Origin of the sequence: Gaetbulibacter sp. NE (assembly GCF_025548475.1) — a bacterium.
Classification (GTDB): domain Bacteria; phylum Bacteroidota; class Bacteroidia; order Flavobacteriales; family Flavobacteriaceae; genus Gaetbulibacter_B; species Gaetbulibacter_B jejuensis.
This window is the reverse complement of the sequence record NZ_JAOQHY010000004.1, coordinates 64,355-85,839: the sequence shown is the minus strand read 5'-3', so window position 1 is coordinate 85,839 and position 21,485 is coordinate 64,355. Positions and strand designations below refer to the sequence as shown.

The 21,485-nt window shown below is 31.4% G+C and carries 25 protein-coding genes; 15 read left to right on the top strand and 10 right to left on the bottom strand.

Annotation, left to right across the window (positions count from 1 at the left end; genetic code table 11):
• The first annotated feature begins 9 nt into the window (after positions 1 to 9).
• The 6 genes from OD803_RS07215 to OD803_RS07190 all read left to right on the top strand — a co-directional run bounded on the left by OD803_RS07215 (position 10) and on the right by OD803_RS07190 (position 4,132).
• Entirely contained in the window at positions 10 to 897 is an 888-nt protein-coding gene (locus tag OD803_RS07215) for a helix-turn-helix domain-containing protein (RefSeq protein ID WP_262732935.1), read from the top strand.
• An 80-nt stretch (positions 898 to 977) separates the two neighbouring features.
• Positions 978 to 1,829 carry a helix-turn-helix domain-containing protein gene (locus OD803_RS07210; RefSeq protein ID WP_262732934.1) on the top strand — a complete coding sequence of 284 codons (852 nt, stop codon included), beginning with the start codon at positions 978 to 980 and terminating at the stop codon, positions 1,827 to 1,829.
• Between the two features lie 91 nt (positions 1,830 to 1,920).
• The gene (locus OD803_RS07205; protein WP_262732933.1) at positions 1,921 to 2,313 is read left to right on the top strand and encodes a DUF5367 family protein; all 393 of its coding nucleotides are present in this window, start codon (positions 1,921 to 1,923) and stop codon (positions 2,311 to 2,313) included.
• The gene (locus OD803_RS07200; RefSeq protein WP_262732932.1) at positions 2,310 to 2,795 is read left to right on the top strand and encodes an anthrone oxygenase family protein; all 486 of its coding nucleotides are present in this window, start codon (positions 2,310 to 2,312) and stop codon (positions 2,793 to 2,795) included. The genes OD803_RS07205 and OD803_RS07200 overlap by 4 nt, the downstream gene beginning before the upstream one ends.
• Positions 2,796 to 2,807: 12 nt before the next feature.
• A complete protein-coding gene (locus tag OD803_RS07195) occupies positions 2,808 to 3,647 on the top strand; it encodes an NmrA family NAD(P)-binding protein (RefSeq protein WP_262732931.1) in 840 nt (279 codons plus the stop codon).
• A 95-nt stretch (positions 3,648 to 3,742) separates the two neighbouring features.
• Complete coding sequence (locus OD803_RS07190; protein WP_129760655.1) at positions 3,743 to 4,132, top strand: DUF6122 family protein; 390 nt, start codon at positions 3,743 to 3,745, stop codon at positions 4,130 to 4,132.
• Between the two features lie 20 nt (positions 4,133 to 4,152).
• Here the strand turns inward: OD803_RS07190 and OD803_RS07185 are convergent, their stop codons facing one another.
• The 10 genes from OD803_RS07185 to nhaA form a co-directional block, all read right to left on the bottom strand.
• Positions 4,153 to 4,983: a universal stress protein gene (locus OD803_RS07185; protein WP_129760654.1), complete on the bottom strand. Its 831-nt coding sequence runs from the start codon at positions 4,981 to 4,983 to the stop codon at positions 4,153 to 4,155.
• 150 nt (positions 4,984 to 5,133) lie between these two features.
• Complete coding sequence (locus tag OD803_RS07180) at positions 5,134 to 5,520, bottom strand: hypothetical protein (protein WP_129760653.1); 387 nt, start codon at positions 5,518 to 5,520, stop codon at positions 5,134 to 5,136.
• A gap of 16 nt (positions 5,521 to 5,536) precedes the next feature.
• Positions 5,537 to 5,956 (bottom strand): hypothetical protein, encoded by a 420-nt coding sequence (locus tag OD803_RS07175; RefSeq protein WP_129760652.1) that lies wholly within the window; start codon positions 5,954 to 5,956, stop codon positions 5,537 to 5,539.
• Positions 5,957 to 5,964: 8 nt separating this feature from the next.
• Positions 5,965 to 6,384: a GreA/GreB family elongation factor gene (locus OD803_RS07170; protein ID WP_129760651.1), complete on the bottom strand. Its 420-nt coding sequence runs from the start codon at positions 6,382 to 6,384 to the stop codon at positions 5,965 to 5,967.
• Between the two features lie 24 nt (positions 6,385 to 6,408).
• Positions 6,409 to 7,713, bottom strand: a complete 1,305-nt coding sequence (locus OD803_RS07165) for a Glu/Leu/Phe/Val family dehydrogenase (RefSeq protein ID WP_129760650.1) — start codon at positions 7,711 to 7,713, stop codon at positions 6,409 to 6,411.
• A 41-nt stretch (positions 7,714 to 7,754) separates the two neighbouring features.
• Entirely contained in the window at positions 7,755 to 7,886 is a 132-nt protein-coding gene (locus OD803_RS07160) for a hypothetical protein (RefSeq protein ID WP_262732930.1), read from the bottom strand.
• 22 nt (positions 7,887 to 7,908) lie between these two features.
• On the bottom strand, positions 7,909 to 8,085 hold the full coding sequence (locus tag OD803_RS07155; RefSeq protein ID WP_161566744.1) for a hypothetical protein: 177 nt from the start codon (positions 8,083 to 8,085) through the stop codon (positions 7,909 to 7,911).
• Positions 8,086 to 8,273: 188 nt separating this feature from the next.
• Positions 8,274 to 9,599, bottom strand: a complete 1,326-nt coding sequence (locus tag OD803_RS07150) for a sigma-54-dependent transcriptional regulator (protein ID WP_262732929.1) — start codon at positions 9,597 to 9,599, stop codon at positions 8,274 to 8,276.
• 7 nt (positions 9,600 to 9,606) lie between these two features.
• Positions 9,607 to 10,701 carry a sensor histidine kinase gene (locus OD803_RS07145; protein WP_262732928.1) on the bottom strand — a complete coding sequence of 365 codons (1,095 nt, stop codon included), beginning with the start codon at positions 10,699 to 10,701 and terminating at the stop codon, positions 9,607 to 9,609.
• Positions 10,702 to 10,764: 63 nt separating this feature from the next.
• On the bottom strand, positions 10,765 to 12,069 hold the full coding sequence (nhaA, locus tag OD803_RS07140; RefSeq protein ID WP_262732927.1) for a Na+/H+ antiporter NhaA: 1,305 nt from the start codon (positions 12,067 to 12,069) through the stop codon (positions 10,765 to 10,767).
• 303 nt (positions 12,070 to 12,372) lie between these two features.
• On the opposite strand from nhaA, the gene OD803_RS07135 reads away from it, so the two are divergent.
• From OD803_RS07135 to OD803_RS07095, 9 genes are all read left to right on the top strand, one after another.
• Positions 12,373 to 12,945 carry a sugar O-acetyltransferase gene (locus OD803_RS07135; RefSeq protein ID WP_262732926.1) on the top strand — a complete coding sequence of 191 codons (573 nt, stop codon included), beginning with the start codon at positions 12,373 to 12,375 and terminating at the stop codon, positions 12,943 to 12,945.
• Between the two features lie 80 nt (positions 12,946 to 13,025).
• Positions 13,026 to 14,465: an SDR family oxidoreductase gene (locus OD803_RS07130; RefSeq protein WP_262732925.1), complete on the top strand. Its 1,440-nt coding sequence runs from the start codon at positions 13,026 to 13,028 to the stop codon at positions 14,463 to 14,465.
• A 22-nt stretch (positions 14,466 to 14,487) separates the two neighbouring features.
• On the top strand, positions 14,488 to 15,084 hold the full coding sequence (locus OD803_RS07125) for a hypothetical protein (protein WP_131507495.1): 597 nt from the start codon (positions 14,488 to 14,490) through the stop codon (positions 15,082 to 15,084).
• 21 nt (positions 15,085 to 15,105) lie between these two features.
• The gene (locus OD803_RS07120) at positions 15,106 to 15,510 is read left to right on the top strand and encodes a hypothetical protein (protein WP_131507497.1); all 405 of its coding nucleotides are present in this window, start codon (positions 15,106 to 15,108) and stop codon (positions 15,508 to 15,510) included.
• Positions 15,511 to 15,565: 55 nt separating this feature from the next.
• Positions 15,566 to 16,786, top strand: coding sequence for an aspartyl protease family protein (locus OD803_RS07115; protein WP_262732924.1), 1,221 nt, complete (start codon positions 15,566 to 15,568; stop codon positions 16,784 to 16,786).
• A gap of 78 nt (positions 16,787 to 16,864) precedes the next feature.
• Positions 16,865 to 18,661 carry a helix-turn-helix domain-containing protein gene (locus OD803_RS07110; protein WP_262732923.1) on the top strand — a complete coding sequence of 599 codons (1,797 nt, stop codon included), beginning with the start codon at positions 16,865 to 16,867 and terminating at the stop codon, positions 18,659 to 18,661.
• A 110-nt stretch (positions 18,662 to 18,771) separates the two neighbouring features.
• Positions 18,772 to 19,851, top strand: coding sequence for a serine hydrolase domain-containing protein (locus tag OD803_RS07105; RefSeq protein ID WP_262732922.1), 1,080 nt, complete (start codon positions 18,772 to 18,774; stop codon positions 19,849 to 19,851).
• Positions 19,852 to 19,876: 25 nt separating this feature from the next.
• Positions 19,877 to 20,743 carry an SDR family oxidoreductase gene (locus tag OD803_RS07100; RefSeq protein ID WP_262732921.1) on the top strand — a complete coding sequence of 289 codons (867 nt, stop codon included), beginning with the start codon at positions 19,877 to 19,879 and terminating at the stop codon, positions 20,741 to 20,743.
• Entirely contained in the window at positions 20,740 to 21,357 is a 618-nt protein-coding gene (locus OD803_RS07095) for a CatB-related O-acetyltransferase (RefSeq protein WP_262732920.1), read from the top strand. The genes OD803_RS07100 and OD803_RS07095 overlap by 4 nt, the downstream gene beginning before the upstream one ends.
• Positions 21,358 to 21,485 lie beyond the last annotated feature (128 nt).

The following is a 21,485-nucleotide window of genomic DNA, read 5'->3' as shown; positions in this document are numbered from 1 at the left end:
ATAATGATTATGGAACAAAGAGATAGCTTTACGCTCACAAACCCACAAACAGGTAATTTAGCATTCAAACTATGTTATTTTGAACGTAACAATCCTTTTGACCATATAGACAAACACAACTATTACTCCCTTATTTGGATACAACAAGGTAACGGAATTATAAAAGCCGATTTTAACACTTATAATTTTACGCCAAATACGTTATTGTCGTTTTCACCTCATCAACCTTTTTTACTTGAAGCTGAAAGTCCTTTGAGTGGTTTAGTCATAAATTTTCATCCAGATTTTTTCTGTATTCATAAACACCATAAAGAAGTAGCTTGTCATGGTGTATTATTTAATAATATTTACAATCCTCCTTTTGTAGATGTAGATGCTAAAGCCCAAGCCAATTTTAATATGGTAGTAGAACAAATTAAAACTGAGATGCAAAATCCTGCTCTAGCACAATATGAATTATTGGTTTCTTACTTAAAGATTTTTTTAATTACTGCATCAAGGTTAAAAACCGAGCAACAGTCTGAAATACAAAAAGAACGTAGTGATACAGAAGAACCATTTATACTTCAAAATTTAAAAAACTACATTGAAACACATTATAAAACCAAGCACTCTGCTAGTGAATATGCTGATATGCTTGCAATAACACCCAAAGCTCTTACCAAGTTAACCAAAGCCCACTTTAACAAAACACTAACCGATTTAATTTCTGAACGTATAATTATAGAAGCCAAACGAGAACTCTATTTAACTAACAAAACTGTAAAAGAAATAGCTTTTGAATTAGGTTATAATGATGAATATTACTTTAGTAGATTTTTTAAGAAAAATGCCGAAGTATCTCCTCAATTGTATAGAGACACTGTAGGATTTGATAGAATATCAGCCTTACAATAATATAACTCAAAAATAGTATCTTTATTCATTCAAACTATTTCAATTACTACTATTGGTGTTTGGGCAACCTTGAAAAGTTAATGAATCGTGAAATAATAGACATAAACGACTGCACAATTTTATTAGAAGAAGCCTCAACTAATACTACTTTAGTTGATTCCTGCTTTTTTGACGAACCAGTAATAGCTATAGCTTTTTATGGTGCTGGCGATGTTGGTTTAAACGTAAAATACAACGAAAAAACTAAAACATTTCATCATACAAAAGGTATGGTGCTTTCGTTTTATGCTGATGAAAAAGTAGAATTTGAGCACCTAGTTTCATCACAAAAGCCATTACAATGCTTGGTGATAGCAACGAGTTTAAGAAATTTAGATAAGCTACCTAATGGTGAAGGTCAATTTCTAGAACAATTTTTACACCAACTAGTACATCCAAAAGATCATTATGTTGAAGGTCCTGTTTTTAAAATGAGCCCTGAAATGTTTCTATTAGTTGAACAGTTCTTTAGCAACACTTATGAAGGAGGCATTAAAATGATGTTTTACAAAAGCCATATGACGGCTTTACTTTCACATTACTTCGGACAATTAGCAAGTCAACAATCAACAAAAATAAATGTTGAACAACTTGAAAAAATTAATCTTGCGCAAGAACTCCTATTATCTGATTTAGAAAACCCACCTTCACTTACCGAACTTGCTCATAAAATAGGCACCAACACTAACACTCTAAAAAAAGAATTTAAAGCCCAATTTGGTGTTTCTGTTTTTAAGTACTTACAAAATGAGCGTTTAAATAAGGCACACAATCTCATAAAAAAAGAGCGCACAACCATCCAAGAAGCTGCTTGGGCTGTAGGTTATGACAGCCTAGGCTCATTCTCAAATGCTTTTGAAAAAAAATTTGGCTACAGACCTAGCCAAGTCTAAAATGCTTTTCGAATAAATCTTAATGCTTTTTAAATAAGTAGCTGATTTACAATAGCTATAGATTTGTATCATAATTAAAAAACCAAAAATTATGATTTGCAATCGGTTACTTAGTATTATATGCGCCATTATAGTATGGGTTTTGGGTGTTAGCTTTTATTTGACATCGTTTTACATCAACATCTTAGAAAACCCTGAGCGACAAGCCAATATTATATTAGCATTGTCAATTGTACCAAGTGCTTGTCTTGGAACCTATTTGTTTTACAAAAAAGGACAAATGAAGCCTTCAACATTAGCTCTAATATTTGTATTTACTGCTGTTTTACTTGACGCTTTAATTACTGTTCCAGTTTTTATAATTCCTGAAGATGGTAGTTATTCTAGCTTTTTCTCAAACCCTGTATTTTATGCCATTGTAGTTGAACTTTACTTTATAGTATTCTATTTCGGAAGTCATTTAACTAAAAACAAAACATCATGAAAACTTCAGTATTTTTTATCACAGTTTTACTAAATGCACTTTCTGTTGGATTCTTCTTTACTTGGTCAGTTTCGGTGATTTTAGGAACAAAAAAAATTGGTGACCTCACTTATCTAGAAACCATGCAAAGCATTAATAAAGAAATTCTTAATCCTGTATTTTTTATCGTTTTTTTCGGGAGCTTAATCACTCTAATTTTAAATGCAGCTCTACAAAACAATAATAAACTAATGTTTTGGCTCTTATTAACTTCTGCAATTATATATCTCATAGGCACTTTTGGTGTTACTGCCTTTGGAAATGTGCCCTTAAACAATGAATTAGATGCATTAGACATCAAAGCATTAAATATAAACGAATTAAAAAACTTCAGAGACTATTACGAAAGTAACTGGAACCAATATCATAACATAAGAACCCTATCAAATATGATTTCATTTATTCTTTTACTTATTTCAATTTTTATTCAAAAACTATTTTAAATCAATCAAATTATGAACAGTAACATTTTAATTATCGGAGGAACAGGAAAAACTGGTCGTCGAGTAGTAGAGCAATTACAAAAGAAAGGTATACAACCTAGAATTGGATCAAGACAAGCAACACCAAGCTTTGATTGGGACGATAAAAACACTTGGATTGAATCCTTAAAAGGCATTGAAAAAATGTACATCACCTATTACCCTGATTTAGCAGTACCAGGAGCTAAAGAAGCAATAGAAAGTTTAACTTATTTAGCTAAAGAACTTGGTGTAAAAAAAATTGTTTTGCTTTCAGGAAAAGGCGAAGTTGAAGCTGAAGCTTGCGAAACCATTGTAAAGAATTCTGGTGTAGATTATACCATTGTAAGAGCATCTTGGTTTAACCAAAATTGGAGCGAAAGCTTCTTTTTAGACCCAATACTTTCAGGAGAAGTGGCTCTACCAATGTCTAATGTTTTAATTCCGTTTGTAGATGCTAACGATATTGCTGAAGTAGCAGCAACAGTGCTATTAGATAATGATTACAATGGAAAAACAATTGAAGTAACAGGTCCTGAACTAATTACTTTTAAAGACATTATTCACACAATCTCTACAGTTACAAATAGAAATTTAACCTTTCATGAGATAACTTTAGAACAGTATATTGAAGGCATGAGGCAAATGCAGTTACCTGAAGATGTAATTTGGCTAATTGAGTATTTATTTAGTAATGTACTTACTAATCCAAATAATCAAAAAATTAGCAATGATATAGAACAAGTATTAGGTAGAAAGGCTAGAACATTTTTGGAATACGCTAGAGAAACTGCCGAAACCGAAATTTGGAATACTGCTGAAATTATCAAATAATTTTTTTCAAAAAAAGGTATACTCTTTATTACACTATCTTTGCTTTTTCAACGCTCACTAAAAGTTAAAACGCTTTAATGAGCTAGCGCAAAAATATGCAACACTTTACACATTACTTTTTACACTTAGTGTTTCCGTTTTTAATAGCCTTTATATTCTTTAGGAAAAACTGGAAAAGAGTATACTTTATTTTATTAGCGACAATGCTTATTGATTTAGATCATCTTTTTGCAAACCCAATATTTCAACGCAATAGATGTAGTATTAATTTTCATCCACTACACACCTACTATGCTGCTATTGGTTACTTTGTATTGCTGTTTCTTAAAAAACCACTAAATATTATAGGCATTGGTTTACTGCTGCATTTATTAACTGACTTGATTGATTGTGTCTTTACTTATAGTAGCTGCAAATCTTGTTTAAATAACGCTCCTGCTATTAAACTTATTGAAGGTATATCTAAAATAATTGGATTAAACTGAAAAACAAGATTGTTATAAAATTACTGATGCAATGTTAATACAGTGTTTGTATTTAACTGTTTTAGTTTTAAAATAACATCAGACTTAAAAAGACCTATTTTTCTAAAAAAGTTTGGTTTTTTATCTACAACACACATTATTTCATTGCGATGAGATTGTGCATAAGCCTTTAGCTGATTATTAGTTTTAGCATATTTTAAATCAACATGTGCATTTTGAAACTTACTTAAATACAGCATAAAGGCTTCTAAATTATCCTTGATTTGCTCTGAAAGTTTATGTTCTTCTTCTAAAACTAGTATTCCTATTTCAACTTCTAAACCTCCAAGGCTTTTTCTAAATTGATCAAGTTGCTCATTGTTTAGTTTTTGCTTAAAATTTGAAGCTATGGTTAAACTTAAGCGTTTGCCTAACTTAACATTTGAAGGAATTATTAAAATTGGACAGTCTCTAACACTGTTTAAAATTTCATCATTAGTTTTTTCTACTTTTTTATTTCCTCCACTGGTTAATAAAACTAAGTCAACACCCAAATGAGCTTGATGTTTTTTTACAGCATTAACTAAACTAGAACATTCAGTTATTGCGTGAAAATTATGAGACTCTACTTTACTTAAAGAAATACAACGTTCTATTAGTTTGCCTAATTTACTCTCAGACTCTTGCTTAGGTTTTTCATACCACTCTTCATCGGCATGCAGCAATTCTAAAGCATCTAATCCATTAACACTAAATGAGTAGGCATGTAAAAAATAAAATTCACATACTTCGTGCTTAAAGAGTTTTAAAATAGCGTCAATAGCTTTTTCATTTGCAGTCGAAAAATCAGTTGGGATTAAAATTTTTTTCATCTTTTCTTCAGTTTTAAATATTACTCTTTATACTTAGGCTAACCGCAAAGTCAATCTCTTTGCGGTTATAAAAACAAAACTAACAACACTATAACTTACTATTAACTAATGAATGATGTTAAAACCGCCTAAGTATTTTTCTTTTTTAACTTACCTTCTCTTATAGGTTATCAATGTTTTATAAATAGCTGTTTTCAACTCATTGTAATCTTTTATCAATTGTTGATATTGCTGTCTTTTATTTTCATGCTGTTTTGCTCTAACTTCATCATAAGGCACTTTACCATATTCAAACTCGGTTTTTAACGATTGCTCATATTTACACAAAGCAGCAACCATTAAAACATTTTTTCGCCTTATAGACTTTACATGATTTACAACAGCTAAGCTTTTTATTAATTGAGTACCTATAGTATTTAAGTAGGTTAAGTCTTCATTGTTATTTTCTAAAACTTCAAGCCACTGCTCTATTTCTTTAATATCCTTTTTTATACAAAGCCTTCTATAGGCATCTATTATTGTTTGTTGAAATTGCATTAAACAAACGGAGGAATTAAGTCATTTTTAAAAGCGCAAACTTGCCTTTCACTTTTTTAAAAAAATCATCTTTTAAACGTCTATATTTATCTAAATGATAGAGGTAACTTCTTCGGTAACTTTCGTGTTCTGTTATATATACCATATCACATTGTGTGTCTTCACACTCAACAATATGACTTCGTGATACAGAGTATTTCACTAAAGCATTTAGAAGTGTATCGTTTTCTTTTTGTTTTTTCTTAAAATGTGCTAAAACGTTTATATTATTTATTTTATCATCCATATTGTGTGTACAAATAGACACCAGATTAGCTAGCTCTTTTTTTATGTATTCTAGATGAGCTATCCAATTATCTAACTCTACACTATTGATTTTGTGTGTTAAATCAACATCAGTATCATGATTATAAATTTCGTTTTCTACTTTTTTCATAGTTTACCTTAAATTACTGTACCTACGTCACTAAGTGTCTCTTCTTGTTCAACTTTTACAATCTTAACTTCTTGCTTACCATTTGGAAAATCCCATAGAACTGTATCACCTTCAGAGTAACCAAATAGCGCTGAACCCAATGGTGTTAAAACAGAAATTTTATTGCTCTTAAAGTCTTTTTCTATTGGAGTAACTACTTGTATTGTTCTTTGTATGTCATTACTAAAAGCTACAGTAACCATACTGTTAAACCTTACTATATCTGTAGGCATTAATTCGTGATCAACAATATGAGCAGTCTTTAACTCTTCAGAAAAACTCATTAAGCACTTCTGTGTTTCGTGATCTTCAGCATATCCTGATATGTTGAGTATGCGTTTTAAATACACATACTCTTTTTTTTCTAGTATTAGACTTCCATATTTCATCTTCTTTTCTATTTAAAAAATTAATTAAGGGAAAATACCTCTTTGAACATAAGCTCTTTCTATACGTTGAATAGCAATACAGTAAGCAGCTGTACGCATATCAATACCTTCTTGTCTTGAATAGTCATACACCTTATCAAAAGACTCTTTAAGCTTTTTATCAAGTTTTGCCATAACCTCATTAAGTTGCCACAATTCTCCGTTTCGGTTTTGCAACCATTCAAAATAGCTTCCTACTACTCCACCTGAATTACATAAAATATCAGGTATTATAGTTATACCTCTTTTTAAAAGAATTTTCTCTCCTTCAACATTAGTTGGTCCATTAGCTCCTTCAGCAATTAACTGTGCTTTAATTTTTGAAGCATTGTCTTTGGTAATTTGATTGCCTAATGCAGCAGGAATACAGATGTCACAATCAAGTCCAAAAAACTTATCGTTATCTACAGGTTGAGCTTGAGGAAAATTAACGATACTTCCTTCGTTAATTTGACTATAGTTATACAAGTCTTCAACCTTTATTCCTTTTGGATTTTGTATACTTCCGTTTGCATCTTGTACTGCTACTAATTTTGCACCATCTTGCTCTAAAAAGTAAGCTGCCCAATAACCAACATTGCCAAAGCCTTGTACAATAAATTTTTTATCGGTTAATATTTGAGCATTCTTTTCGGCCCAAAACTTTATGGAAAGGTAAACTCCATAACCAGTTGCTCTGTCGCGTCCTTCTAAGCCACCACTACCTGCTGGTTTTCCTGTTACTACATGCTGGTTTGCCGAACGTTGCGCTGGCGGACGCGTACTCATGTACGTGTCAGCCATCCACGCCATTGTTTGACTATTAGTATTTACATCTGGAGCTGGAATATCGTGTTCTGGACCAATATTATCTGCTAGCGCATAAGTAAAACGTCTTGTAATACGCTCTAGTTCTGATTGAGAATATTTTGAAGGGTCTAATTTAATACCTCCTTTTCCTCCTCCATAAGGCAATCCTGCCAAAGAGGTTTTCCAAGTCATCCACATTGCTAATGCTCTAGCTGCATCAATATCAACTGTTGGATGATAACGAAGTCCGCCTTTATATGGACCTAAAGCATTATTGTGTTGCACACGGTAACCTGTAAAAACCTCAACATCACCATTATCCATCTTTACAGGGAAATTCACAATAATTTCGTTATTGGTAATGCTTAATATTTTTTTGATATTAGGATGTAGTTTTATTTGGTTTGCAGCACTTTCAAACTGCTCCATAACATTATCCATCATACCTCTTACAGGCACTTTCTTTTCTTCTTTTTTTATTTCTTTTGTTAATGTTGTCATTCTTTTTGCTACTTCTTTTATTGAATTTATTTTTTTAATTGTTATTTAAAATATCTGTTGCTTATGCTTCTTTCGTGATATTTCTCGTTTAAATACTTGTTAATTCTAGAGGCTTTTTTACTGCTTATTGCTTGCTTTGGAATAACAGCTGCTATTAATGTATTTAAGTTCATCTTCTCTTTCTTTTTAAAAAAATTAAACTAATTCTGTTTCGAGTTTTGCTGTCTTATTTAAAACTTCGTTCTCTGGTAAATGGTTTTCTTCAAAACCTTTTTCATCATACTCACTACAAGACCATACCTTATCCTTTTGAGTTGTTAAAACACAACTAGACATGTGTAAACAACTTGGACAAATATTAATGTGATTCATATAAAAAATGATTTAGTATTTATTATGTACCACTATAGGCAATGCATGTGCCAAACGAATTACACAGGCATATAAAAAAACCTCAAAACCCTTTATTTACAAGGTGTTTTGAGGTTTTAAAAATTGCTTTTCACTTTTTTACACTGGTACTTATTTCCCCTAATGTGTAAAAACGTATCAGCTAAATTTTAATCCATAAGTTTTTGTCGGATAGTTTTTCTATCTATTTGAAGAATCTCTGCTGCTTTAGTTTTATTGTTTCCTGTAGCTCTTAGCACTTTTTCTATGTATTTTTTCTCCATAACACGAAGTGGTACAAGCTCATCAGTTGGTGTGTCAATTGTATATTTTAACCGCTCAGGAATATGTTCAACATCAATTATTTTGTCACTCATAATTACTGCTCGTTGAACAATGTTTTCTAACTCTCTAATATTTCCTGGCCAATCGTATCGTTTTAGTATTTGTAGTGCTTCTGGAGTTATTTTTAAAAACCGATCTTTATATTCAATACCATACTTTAAAAGAAACTTATCTACCAATAAACCAATGTCATCTTTACGGTTTCTTAGAGGAGGAATACTTATTTCTACTACTGATAATCGATAAAACAAATCTTCTCTAAAGGTTTGATTTTTTATCATACTCAACAAATCATTATTTGTAGCAGCTATAATACGCACATCTATTTTTTCGGCTTTGGTTGTTCCTACTTTAATTACTTCTTTTTCTTGAAGTACGCGTAGTAATCTAGACTGAACTGCCAATGAAGCGTTACCTATTTCATCTAAAAAAATTGTACCTCCATGTGCTGCTTGAAAAAACCCGTCTTTGTTAGTTTCTGCTCCAGTAAACGCACCTTTTACATAACCAAATAACTCAGCTTCCAAAAGATTTTCAGGAATAGCACCACAGTTTACTGCTACAAAAGGTGCTCTTGAGAATTTCCCTTGATAGTGAATAGCTCTTGCGACAAGCTCTTTACCTGTTCCACTTTCACCTTGTATATAGATTGTTGCTTTATTGTTTTTTACACGATCAATAATTTCAAAAACAGTTTTTATGCTTTCAGAATTTCCTATAATATCTCCATAAGCCTTTTGCTCTGTAGTGATTGTGTTTTTTTCGTCTGCAGTGGTTTCAGAAGTTCCAATCGCTTTTTGTAAAGCTTCTTTTAATTCTTCTTTTGTAAATGGTTTAGTAAGATAATCTACAACACCAGATTTTATAGCTTGCAACGACCCTTGTACCGAAGGATAACCTGTTATTACCAATGCTGGCATTTTAGGATAATGCTCTGAAGCAAACTTAATAAGCTCAAAACCATCAACCTCTGGCATTTTTAAATCTGTAATTAATAAATGTATATGTGTATCTCTCAAAATCATTACAGCTTCTTTTACAGACACAGCCTTAAAGACATGATAATTCCAAGATTGTAAATGTCGTTGTAATAATTCTAAAATATGAATATCATCATCAACTATAAGTATATTTTCCTTTCTTAATTTCATAATACTACTACTTATTTATAGGCAATTTTATAATGAATAATGCACCTTTATCTGGATTGTTTTTAGCTACTATAGAACCTTTATGAGACGCAACAATACCATGCACAACACTTAGCCCTAAACCTGTTCCTTCTCCATGAGGTTTGGTCGTAAAAAAAGGCTGAAAGACTCTATCTAAATCGGTTTTTTTAAACCCGATACCTTGGTCAGAAATTTTTAAAACTATATCGCTTTTTGTACTGTAAGCTTCTATCGTTATCATGCTATTTTTTGGTGAAAAATAAATAGCATTAATTAATAAGTTGAAAAGGATTTGAGTCATTTGAATTTGGTCTGCACGCAAAAACAATTCGTCTTCAAAAATTTTCAATTCATAATTAACTTGTTCTTTTTTAAAAGTTGCATCTAAAAGTTTAATGGCATTATGAATACTTGGAATTAAATCTATCAGTTTCATTTCCTGAGGCATTTCGCATGCAAAAAACATTAGCTTTTTAACTACTTCTCTCGAAAAAATAGCATTTTGAATTATTTTATCTAAGTCGGAAACCGCTTTTTTATTAGACTTTAAATCTTCTCTAAGTAACTCACCAAATCCTAGAATGTTAGCTAAAGGTGTATTGAGTTCATGTGATATTCCTGCGGTTATTTTTCCTAAAATATTTAAACGGTCAGCATGCTCCATTTGGCGCTTTAATGAAATCTCGTTTTTTTGAATTTCTATACGCTCCAAAAGGCTTCCTACTTTTAAAGCCACACTGTCTAATAGTTGTTTTTCTTCTCTTAAAAAATTAATGTGCTGTGCTTTAGACTTCTCTAAATAAACCTCTAGCTTCCCTCTTTCAGTATTAAAAATATTGATAGTTGAGCTTATCTTTAAATCTTTATCAAGAAAATCATTTGTTGCGATTTTTATAGACTCGCAATCAATTAAAACATTAGTTTTTTTAGGGTATTGAAACGCTTTTTTTAAACTAAACGCTATGGCTTTTAAGGTGTCTTCAACCAATTCATAATCAGAATTTGCTATAATTGAAGACACCTCATATAGGCAAGTTAATTCTTTTATTCGCTCTTTTAAGGCTGATTCTGTTTCATTCATCGTATACTACTTCTATTTTTATATCCTTCTAAATTCAACCTCTTATTACACAAACAAATTTACTCAATTTGACGATTTAATTGTTCGTTTTCTTAAAATAAGATATCCTAAAACAGCTGAAATTAAAGAACCTATAAGAATGCCAATTTTAGCAGACGAAATAAATTCTGGTGTTGAAGCAAATGCTAAACTAGCAATAAAAATAGCCATAGTAAACCCTATTCCTGCTATAAAAGACACACCAAAAATATGTCTTGTAGTGATATCATTTGGAATTTGTATTAAGTTAAGTTTTTGAGCTAAAAACACAACAAGCGGAATTCCAAAACCTTTACCAAGTACCAAACACAATACAATATTTACAATTAAAGGAACATCAAGCTCGACTGAACTATTTATAACCACACCAGCATTAGCAAGTGCAAATAGCGGAATGATAAAATACGCTACCCAACCATGAAGATTATGTTCTAAATGCTGTAATGGAGACTGAAATTTGCTCGACCAATCTTCTAAATCATCCATGTGTTCAATTTGTTCTTTTGATAAAATAGGTTTTTGTAAAACACTAGCTGATTTTATGTCATTGAAAATAGTTTCCAACTGAGTTAAAAACGTTGATGTATCAATCTTTTGTCTTATAGGAATTGAAAATGCTAATAAAATACCTGCTACTGTAGGATGCACTCCCGATTTTAAAAACAATAACCATATAATAACACCTGTAAAAAAGGTTACAAACCTAGAGTAAAACCCTCTAAAAGACAGTATGTATAAAAAACCAAGTAAGGCTAACCCTATTAACAATAACACAGTATTAATAGTACCACTGTAGAAAATGGCAATTACCAAAACAGCTTCAATATCGTCAACAATAGCAAATGCTATTAAAAACACTTTTAAACTTAAAGGAACTCGTTTACCTAAAGCATTTAATACTGCTAAAGAAAATGCAATATCAGTAGCCATAGGTATTCCCCAACCTGAAAATGTTTCAGGATTATTGTTAAGCAGCACAAATAACGCTACTGGTATTATTGCACCTCCTAAAGCTCCAAATAAAGGAAAAGCTAGCTTTTTAAATGAGTTTAGCTCGCCTATTAATACTTCTCGTTTTATTTCTAACCCAATAAGGAAAAAGAATATTGCCATTAACCCATCATTAATCCAAAGTAACAATGGTTTTTTAAGCTCAAAATTTTCAGAAGCAATTCCAATTTTATACTCCCAAATTGACTTATACAAATCACCATAACCCGAATTGGCCCAAACCAAAGCGATTACAGTCGTTAATAACAATAAAATACCACTCAATCCTTCAATTTTTATGAATTTTTGAAATGGTGAAAGAAATACTCTTTTAAGCATAGGCAATTATATTTATAAACGATTAAATTTTGACTCTCTTTTTATCACAGATAATATACCAAATTCGTTTTAAAAACTGAACGCTTATCGTCAAATACTTTATATTTAAGTGGTTCTTTACAAAAACTTTTTAGCTCAACTAAATCGCACTGGGTAAATTTTACCCACTAGAGTAAATTTCACTCAGTAGAACCTTAAAATTTGTTGACTATAATTATCCTCACAGCTCTTTAAGTAAAATGCCAAAAGCTGTATCTTTATTCCATAATTTTTTAGAAATCATAAAAAAACACCAATAAACTCGTGACTGAAAAAGAAAAAATGCTGAATGGAGATTTTTACAACTCTAGAGATCCTGAATTAATAGAAATGTATCACAATGCCCGAAAATTATTAAAAGCATACAATAATCTAGACTCTAAATTACTTGATGAACGCAATACTATTTTAGACACGCTTTTTGAGTTTAAAGGTGCAAACGTTTGGATTGAAACTCCTTTTTTTTGTGATTATGGTGCTAATATTTCAATAGGAAAAAACACATTTGTAAACACCAACTGTATGTTTTTAGATAACAACAAAATTTCTATTGGTAAAAACGGTTTGATTGCACCTTATGTTCAAATATACACAGCTACACACCCTTTAAAAGCTTCTGATCGTATAATTGAAACTGAAGATAATTCTCGTTACCTTACCTCTACTAAACCTGTAACCATTGGAGACAATGTATGGATTGGTGGAAACTCAGTAATTTTTCCTGGAGTAACCATAAGCAATAATGTAACCATTGGAGCTGGCAGTGTTGTTACTAAAGATATTTCTGATAACGTATTAGCTTTTGGAAACCCTTGTAAAGTTGTTAAGCAACTATAGCAGTTACATACAATCTGTAATAAAATTAATTACCAATCAGATTTATTATCTTTAATACCGCAACTAATTTGCTGTGATTAATGAATAAAGTATTATTAACTGGAGCTACAGGATATATTGGAAAACGGTTATTACCTATTCTAATAGAAAAAGGATGCTTTGTTGTATGTTGTGTTAGAGACAAAAATAAATTTCATATTGAAGATTCTATTAAAGACAGCATTGAAGTAATTGAATTAGACCTCACTAAAAAAGACACCTTTAACAATATTCCTAAAGATATTGATGCTGCTTACTACTTAGTGCATTCAATGTCAACTTCAGATGATTATTTTGAATTAGAAAAGCAGTCAGCCATAAATTTTAGAGAAGCCATAAATACTACAAGTGCAAAACAAGTAATTTATTTAAGTGGTATAGTAAACTCAAACTCTCTATCTAAACATTTACAATCTAGAAAAAACGTTGAAATTGAACTCAGCAAAGGCAATTATGCACAAACTACTGTACGTGCAGGAATAATTATTGGGTCTGGTAGCGCTTCTTTTGAAATTATTAGAGATTTGGTAGAAAAACTACCAATAATGGTTACACCCAAATGGCTAAAAACCAGATGTCAACCAATAGGAATTTCAGATGTTATTAAAATTTTAACTGGTGTTTTAGGGCATAACCAAACCTATAACAAAAGCTTTGATATTGCAGGTAACGAAATACTTACTTACAAAGAAATGTTATTAGGCTTTGCTAAAGTGCGTGGTTTAAAAAGAATGATTTGGACAGTGCCAGTAATGACACCTAAGCTATCTTCATACTGGTTGTATTTTATCACCTCTACATCTTACAAACTTGCTGTTTCATTAGTTGACAGTATGAAGGTTGAAGTTATTGCTAAAGATGACAGTATCATAAAATTGCTCAACATTATACCTCTTAGTTATGAAGAGGCTATCAAAAAAGCATTTAGTAAAATAGAGCAAAATGAAGTGGTTTCTAGCTGGAAAGATTCCACAGTAAGCGGAAGAATAAATTACAGAATATCTGACTATATAAAAGTTCCTCAATTTGGATGCTTTATTGATACTCGAAAAAGACCAGTTGAAAATCAAGAAAAATGCCTTGAAAAAATATGGAAAATAGGTGGGAAAACAGGATGGTATTATGGCAATTGGTTATGGAAACTTAGAGGTTTTTTTGACAAACTATTTGGAGGTGTTGGTTTAAGAAGAGGACGCACAAATATTTACGACATAAACTCTGGTGATACTTTAGATTTTTGGAGAGTACTTTATGCTGATAAAACTGAAAAACGTCTTTTATTATTTGCTGAAATGAAATTACCAGGTGAAGCTTGGTTAGAATTTAAAATACAAAACAACACACTTATTCAAACTGCTACATTTCGCCCAAAAGGCTTATTAGGTCGACTCTATTGGTACTTAGTATTACCGTTTCACGGATTCATTTTTAAAGGCTTAATAACCGAGTTAACTAAAAATGATGCAGCAAAAAACAATTAATTATTTAATTATCTAAAACCAAATGGATTTAAACAGCATAAAAGAAAATTATAAAAATTATGATAATTGGGAAATCGAAAAAATAGCTTCAAAAGAAGCTAGCGCTCTAAAGCCTGAAGTGATTGAAATCCTAAAATCCGAAATAACAAAAAGAAATTTAAACCTAAATTTAATTGATAGTATCGATTCTCAAAGACGAGAATTATCTGAATCTGAATTTATTGAATACTATACTATTTTAAGAAACCTTCCTTGTCCGAATTGTAAATCTAGAACACAAAAAATTAACGCTACTTTTATTGGACAAGTTGTTAGTATTTTAATTATTACAAACTATGAAAAATCTTTAAAAGTTTCTTGCTCCAATTGTCTTGATGAAATGCACAATAAAGCAAATACAAAATCTGCACTTTTGGGTTGGTGGGGAATTCCTTGGGGACCAATTCACACAATAAGGTCTTTTATATTTAACTCAAAAATGAAAAAAAATAATCGAACTGAAAAACCAAATGAAATTTTGACAAGTTTTATAATTAATAATATTGGAATACTAGAAAAAGCTAAAACTCAACCTGAAAAATTGACTGAATTTATTAATCAAGTAAATAATGAGATTTAAGATTTTTCAAACATTATAAACATGCCTAGAGAATTTGACTCATTTATTATAGTCCCTGAATTTGCTGAAAAACCTATTATGCATTACGATGACTATATTGGTAAAAAAACAGAAGATTATCCTGAAATGGCTTTGTTGCAATTTAAAAGTATCATCGCTTCATTTATTCATGATGCCACTGAAAAAGAGGAAAAAACAATTACTTTTTTTGAAACACCAAACACTAACATAAAAGCTCATTTTCAGAAAAAATTAAAAACCATAGACAAAACACTAAAAATAAATACTAACATTTTTTTAGACACTATTAGTATTCTACCTGAAGAAAACAACAACTATCATTTAGCAAAACTTACATTTATAGCAAACAACAAAAAAATATGTATGTATTCGTATGGTCCTGAGGTTATCAAAATTGAGAACTAACAATTACAAATACACTATCTTTAATCCTCCAACAAGAGAACACCAATAAATATCTATGAAACAAAATATTTTAATGCTCTTCGTATTAGTAGTTTTAGTAAGCTGTAGCTCGTTAAAAAAAATACAACTAATGAAATCTGGCGAAGTTAGTAATAGTAACTTTATGGAACGCATCAGTTTTGACTATGGCGCTAAACTTCCTATTGTAGAAGCCACTATAAATGGGCATAAAGGTAGATTTCTTTTTGATACAGGAGCACCAAATGTGCTATCAAAAGAGTTTTCCCAAAAACTTAATTTAAAAAAATTAGCCTATGGTAGTGTTGGCGATTCTGGAGGGAATGTTTTAAACAATCAAGCTTTTATACAAATTGAAACTATTACTTTAGGTAAGGTTACTTTTAAAAACACAGGAGCAATTATTCAAGACTTAGGAACATCACAGGCTATGAAATGCTTAAATATTGATGGAATTATTGGTGCTAATTTAATGCGAAATGCCTTTTGGAGAATTGATTACCAAAACAAAAAAATTGAAATCACTGACGATTTAAATCGTTTTGAACTAACAAACGAATATTCAATAATTAATTTTAAGACCAAAACTCAAGGCACACCTTTAATAGATTTAGATATAGATGGTATAAAAGTCAAAAACTTAACATTTGATACAGGATCAAATGGTCAAATGTCAATACCCACAAGTGCTTTACAAGCGCTACAAAAAACTAAAACTGTGAGTTCAACGTATTCAATAGGCTCAACAACTTATGGTGTTGGCGGAAAAGCTAAAAATGACACTCTCTTTTATGGTGTTATAGATACAATTAAAATTGGAAATTTAAATCTTGAGAAGAAAATTATAAAATTTAGCACTCATAGCGATAATATTGGAAATAAGTACTTTGAGAATTATAATGTAGTTTTAGATTGGAAAAATGAAAAAATTTACATGAAAGAATTACAAAATTACCAACACGACTCCTTAATCGATTTTGGCTTTGGTATTGATTGGCAAGACGATGGTATATACATTGGCTCTATTTACACAAACTCTGATGCTACAAATAATTTACAAATAGGCGATAAAATACTAAAAATCAATAATCAAGAATTTACAAACTTAAGTAACAACACCATTTGCACCACTTTTAAAAACAATGATTGGGATTACGAAAAACAAGACAGTATTATAATAACTGTAATGCGAAATGACAAAACCCATGAGTTTAAACTTAATAAGAAACAACTATTACCAGTTGCCATAAGTGATTAAAATATTAACATATTTTTCCTCTGATTATATCAAATTATTTATTTTCGAAGTGTAAAACATTTAATTACACCATTATAGTTGAAAGCATCTTCTAAATCTATTGCTGTTCTGCCATTTGTCAATATGAGTAACGATATTGATAATGAATATTTTAGTGATGGTATAACTGAAGAAATCATTAATGCTTTATCTAATATTAAAGCACTAAAAGTGATTGCGCGAACATCTTCTTTTGCCTTTAAAGGAAAACAAGTTGATGTTAGAGAAGTTGGAAAAGAACTCAATGTTTCAACCATCTTAGAAGGCAGTGTTAGAAAAGCGAATAATAGAGTACGTATTTCAGCTCAATTGATTGACACATCAGATGGTGCGCATTATTGGTCTAAAAATTTTGATCGCGAACTTGATGATATCTTCAAGTTGCAAGATGAAATTAGTCTTTTAATTGCCGATAAAATAAGAGAAAACTTTGGGCATTTCAATGTTGACGATTCTCTGGTAACACATCATAATATTTCTACAGAATCATATCACAATTATTTAAGGGCTAAAAAACTTATCTCTCGCTTTAATAAGGTCGATGTGTTTAAAGGAATTTCGATTTTAAAAGAAATTATAGAACAGCATCCTACTTTCGCATTAGCACATGTTAATATCCATTACGCATACAATATACTTGCTGCTGGCGGATTAATGCCTGTAAAAGAAGCTTTTGAAATTGGCGGGAATTATCTTGAAACAGCACATAACCTAAAAGTAGATTTACCTGAAGTACATCATTCATTAGGTTGGGACGCCCTTAATAAAAAATGGGATTTTAAAGCGGCTGCTTGCCATCTTAAAAAAGCCTTAGAATTAAAACCTGGTTATTCCGATGCACATCAAAAGCTTTTTATAACCTTAATTTTAGAAGGAAATCTAGAAGAAGCAAACACACATATAAATACTGCATACACACTAGATCCGCTTAACGATTTAAACAACTATTTTATGGGCTATAATGCCTATATCAATAAAGATGAAAACGCTGTAAAAAGGCATTTTAAAAGGTGTTTTGAAATCAACAACAAATTCATTGTTGGTTATGGCATTTATGCATTGGCCTTAGCGTATCACAAACAACCAGAACACATTATTGAAGTTGCACAGAGTATTCCAGAAATGGAAGGCTCTAAAATGGAGCAATTAATAATGACATCTTTAGCGCATGCAGTAATGCAAGACAAAGCAAAAGTTGAGTCTAACATAAGTAAACTAAAGCCTTTACTAAATTCTGATAGTCGTGAGCGAGTACGCTTTTTCTTGATTTATATTTACACGCTTTTGAAGCAACATAACAAGGCTTTAGATTTAATTGATGAAGGCATTTTGCACAAAGAACCTTTAATGACTTTGGTTAAAGTTGATCCCTTATTAGAGCCTTTGCGTAATCTTGAGCGTTTCAAAAATCAACTTGAAATTATTTTCGCTTTGTCTAACGAAAGTAAACCACAAACAGAAACCACTGAAAAACAACTACTTTCTAAAGACCAAATAGCACACTGTAAAACCGCTATTTTGGACCTAATGAAAAACGAAGAGTGTTTTCTGGACACCACATTGTCTTTACGAACATTAGCTGATAAAATCGATATTCATCCAAATCATTTATCATGGTTGCTTAATGCGAGTTTCAAGAAAAACTTCAACGATTTTATCAATACTTATCGTTTAGAATATTTTAAATCCATTGCACTAAAACCTGAGTTTAAACACATAACTATCCTAGGTTTAGCTTACGATAGTGGCTTTAATTCTAAAAGCGTTTTTAATACTTTTTTCAAAAAAACTGAAGGCATTACACCTAGTAAATGGGTGCAACAGCATTCTCAATAAACCGCTTCTTTTTATAAATTCAGAACGTTCTAAATTATAATTTAGCACGACGCATAACTGTTTATACTTCAATTTTGCAGTATCAAATAATCAATTAAAAACGAACAGTTATGACAACTTTACACAAACTTTTAATGGCATTTATAATTGCAATTTTAATGCTTTTCACATCATGTTCAACCGATGATGACAACAACACAGCTTCCATTAATTACACAACTGCTGAAAATTTATTAACCAACATTAACTTTCAAGGGTATGCCATTATCACAAAAAATGGAAACGATTTGGTACGACAAGGTTTTGGCTTAGCCAATGAAAACACAGCACTTCCTCAAGATTACGAAATAGCATATCGTATTGGTTCGGTATCCAAAACATTAACTGCAGCAGCAATTATTCAGTTAAAACGCGATGGTTATATTTCAAATTATAATCAAACTTTGGATGAATTTGATCCTGAATTTCCAAACGGAAATCAAATTAGTATTGCACAACTGTTATCGCATCAATCAGGTATTCCAGACTATCAATTTGTGGTTGAAGACGCTACAGAACAAGGCTACTTTTTTGATAAAGAAGACATCTATGAAGTTATTATGGAACTAGTTACAGAAAACGGACTCAACTTTACACCTGGTGCCGGAAAACAATACAGTAATTCCAACTACCTCATTGCGGCGTTGTTGGTTGAAGAACTTACTAATATGGCTTATCACGAGTACATTCAGCAGAATATTTTTAATCCTTTGCAAATGACAAACACGTACAGAGGCACAGACAACATTAATCCAAACACACATGCAGAAGGCTACAACAATGGTAGTGCCAACAGTGTTTACCCTATGAATTTAGCGTTTGGCGCAGGCGATTTTAGTAGCACTCCAAAAGATATGGAAACGTGGACAAATGCAGTAAAAACGAATTGGTTTTCAGCTGAAGAAAAAGAAGACATATTTGCGCAAAATGTACCAAGCGGCTATGTAGATTTTGGTTTAGGTTGGTTTACCACACAAGAAGGCAACACCACACTTTACTGGCATGGTGGCGATATAGACGGTTATTGGAGCATGATTGGTTTTTTGCCAGAATACAACGCTACTATTATATTATTAAGCAATCAACAAGACGATTCTGGTGAACAACGCAATACCATAATTCAGCAACTGTTAACTAATGAATTTAATTAAGGTTCAATCTTAAACATCACACAAAATGCAACATACCAACATACTATTAGCAGGTGCTACAGGCTATTTAGGCAAGCATTTATTAAGGGTTTTAATAGAAAAACAAAACCAGGTGGTTGCTATTGTCCGTAAGCCAAATCAGATAGATAATCCTAATGAAAATTTTATGGAAATTAAGCAGGCTGAAGTCACCAAACCAGAAACCTTAAGAGACATATGTAAAGGTATAGACACGGTCATTTCAACCATTGGTATTACGAGACAAAAAGATGGTTTAACCTATATGAATGTCGATTATCAAGCGAATATGAATCTACTTGCTGAAGCTAAAAAGTCTGGTGTAAGCCACTTTGTTTATGTGTCTGCTATTAATGGCGATAAACATAGACATTTAAAAATTTTTGAAGCCAAAGAGAAGTTTGTTGATGCTTTAAAGGCTTCAGGATTAAATTATACCATTGTTAGACCTAATGGTTTTTTCTCTGATATGAAAGACTTTCTGCAAATGGCAAAATCTGGTCGTGTGTATTTATTTGGATCAGGCAATCAAAGATTCAACCCAATTCATGGTGAAGATTTAGCAAAAGCTATTGTCGATAACTTAGAGGATTACAATAACGAATTAACCGTTGGAGGTCCTGATATATTAAGCTTAAATGATATTAGTAAACTCGCTCTGACTTCATTAAACAAGCCCATAAAAATAACGCATTTACCAGATACCTTAAGACGATTCACTATTTGGACTTTAAGAACTTTTACCAGCGTAAAAACCTATGGTCCTATTGAATTTTTCTTAACCTTAATGGCTGAGGATAATATTGCACCAACTTATGGAGATTATCATTTAAAAGACTATTTTAGAGAAGAAGCTAATACACTAGAGATATGAACATTCCAGATCCAAATACCGTTTTCCCATTGGCCAATTACGATAAGCTTTGTTTTTTAAAAAACTACATTAACAATCCTAACATTGAGGTTGGTGATTACACCTATTACGACGATTTTGAGGCTGTTTCAAATTTTGAAAAAAATGTAAAATACCATTTTGATTTTATAGGTGATAAACTCATCATTGGTAAGTTTTGCATGATTGCTTCTGACGCTACCTTTATTATGAATGGTGGCAACCATTTAACTGAAGCCACATCAGCCTATCCATTTGCCATTTTTGGTGGTGCGTGGCAACATGCTATGGATGGTAAAAGCTATCCAACCAAAGGTGATACCGTTATTGGTAATGATGTGTGGATTGGTCACGATGCTACCATTATGCCTGGTGTAACCATTGGTGATGGCGCTATTATAGCCACAAAAGCAGTGGTTGCAAAAAACGTAGAACCCTATACTATTGTTGGTGGAAATCCTGCAAAACCTATTAAAAAGCGGTTTTCTGAAGATACCATTTCAAAACTATTAGAACTTAAATGGTGGGATTGGGATATCGAGAAAATCACTCAACATGTAGATAAACTTTCATCTCATCCTGAAACATTGTTATAAAATATTACCCTAAGAACGAATAAGAGGTTTAGCACTAATTGTGTTAAGCCTTTTTTTGTTTATAAAAACTTGATGGATAGACTAAATAGGTACTGAATTATAATCTAAAACGAAAAAAAATACTTTTC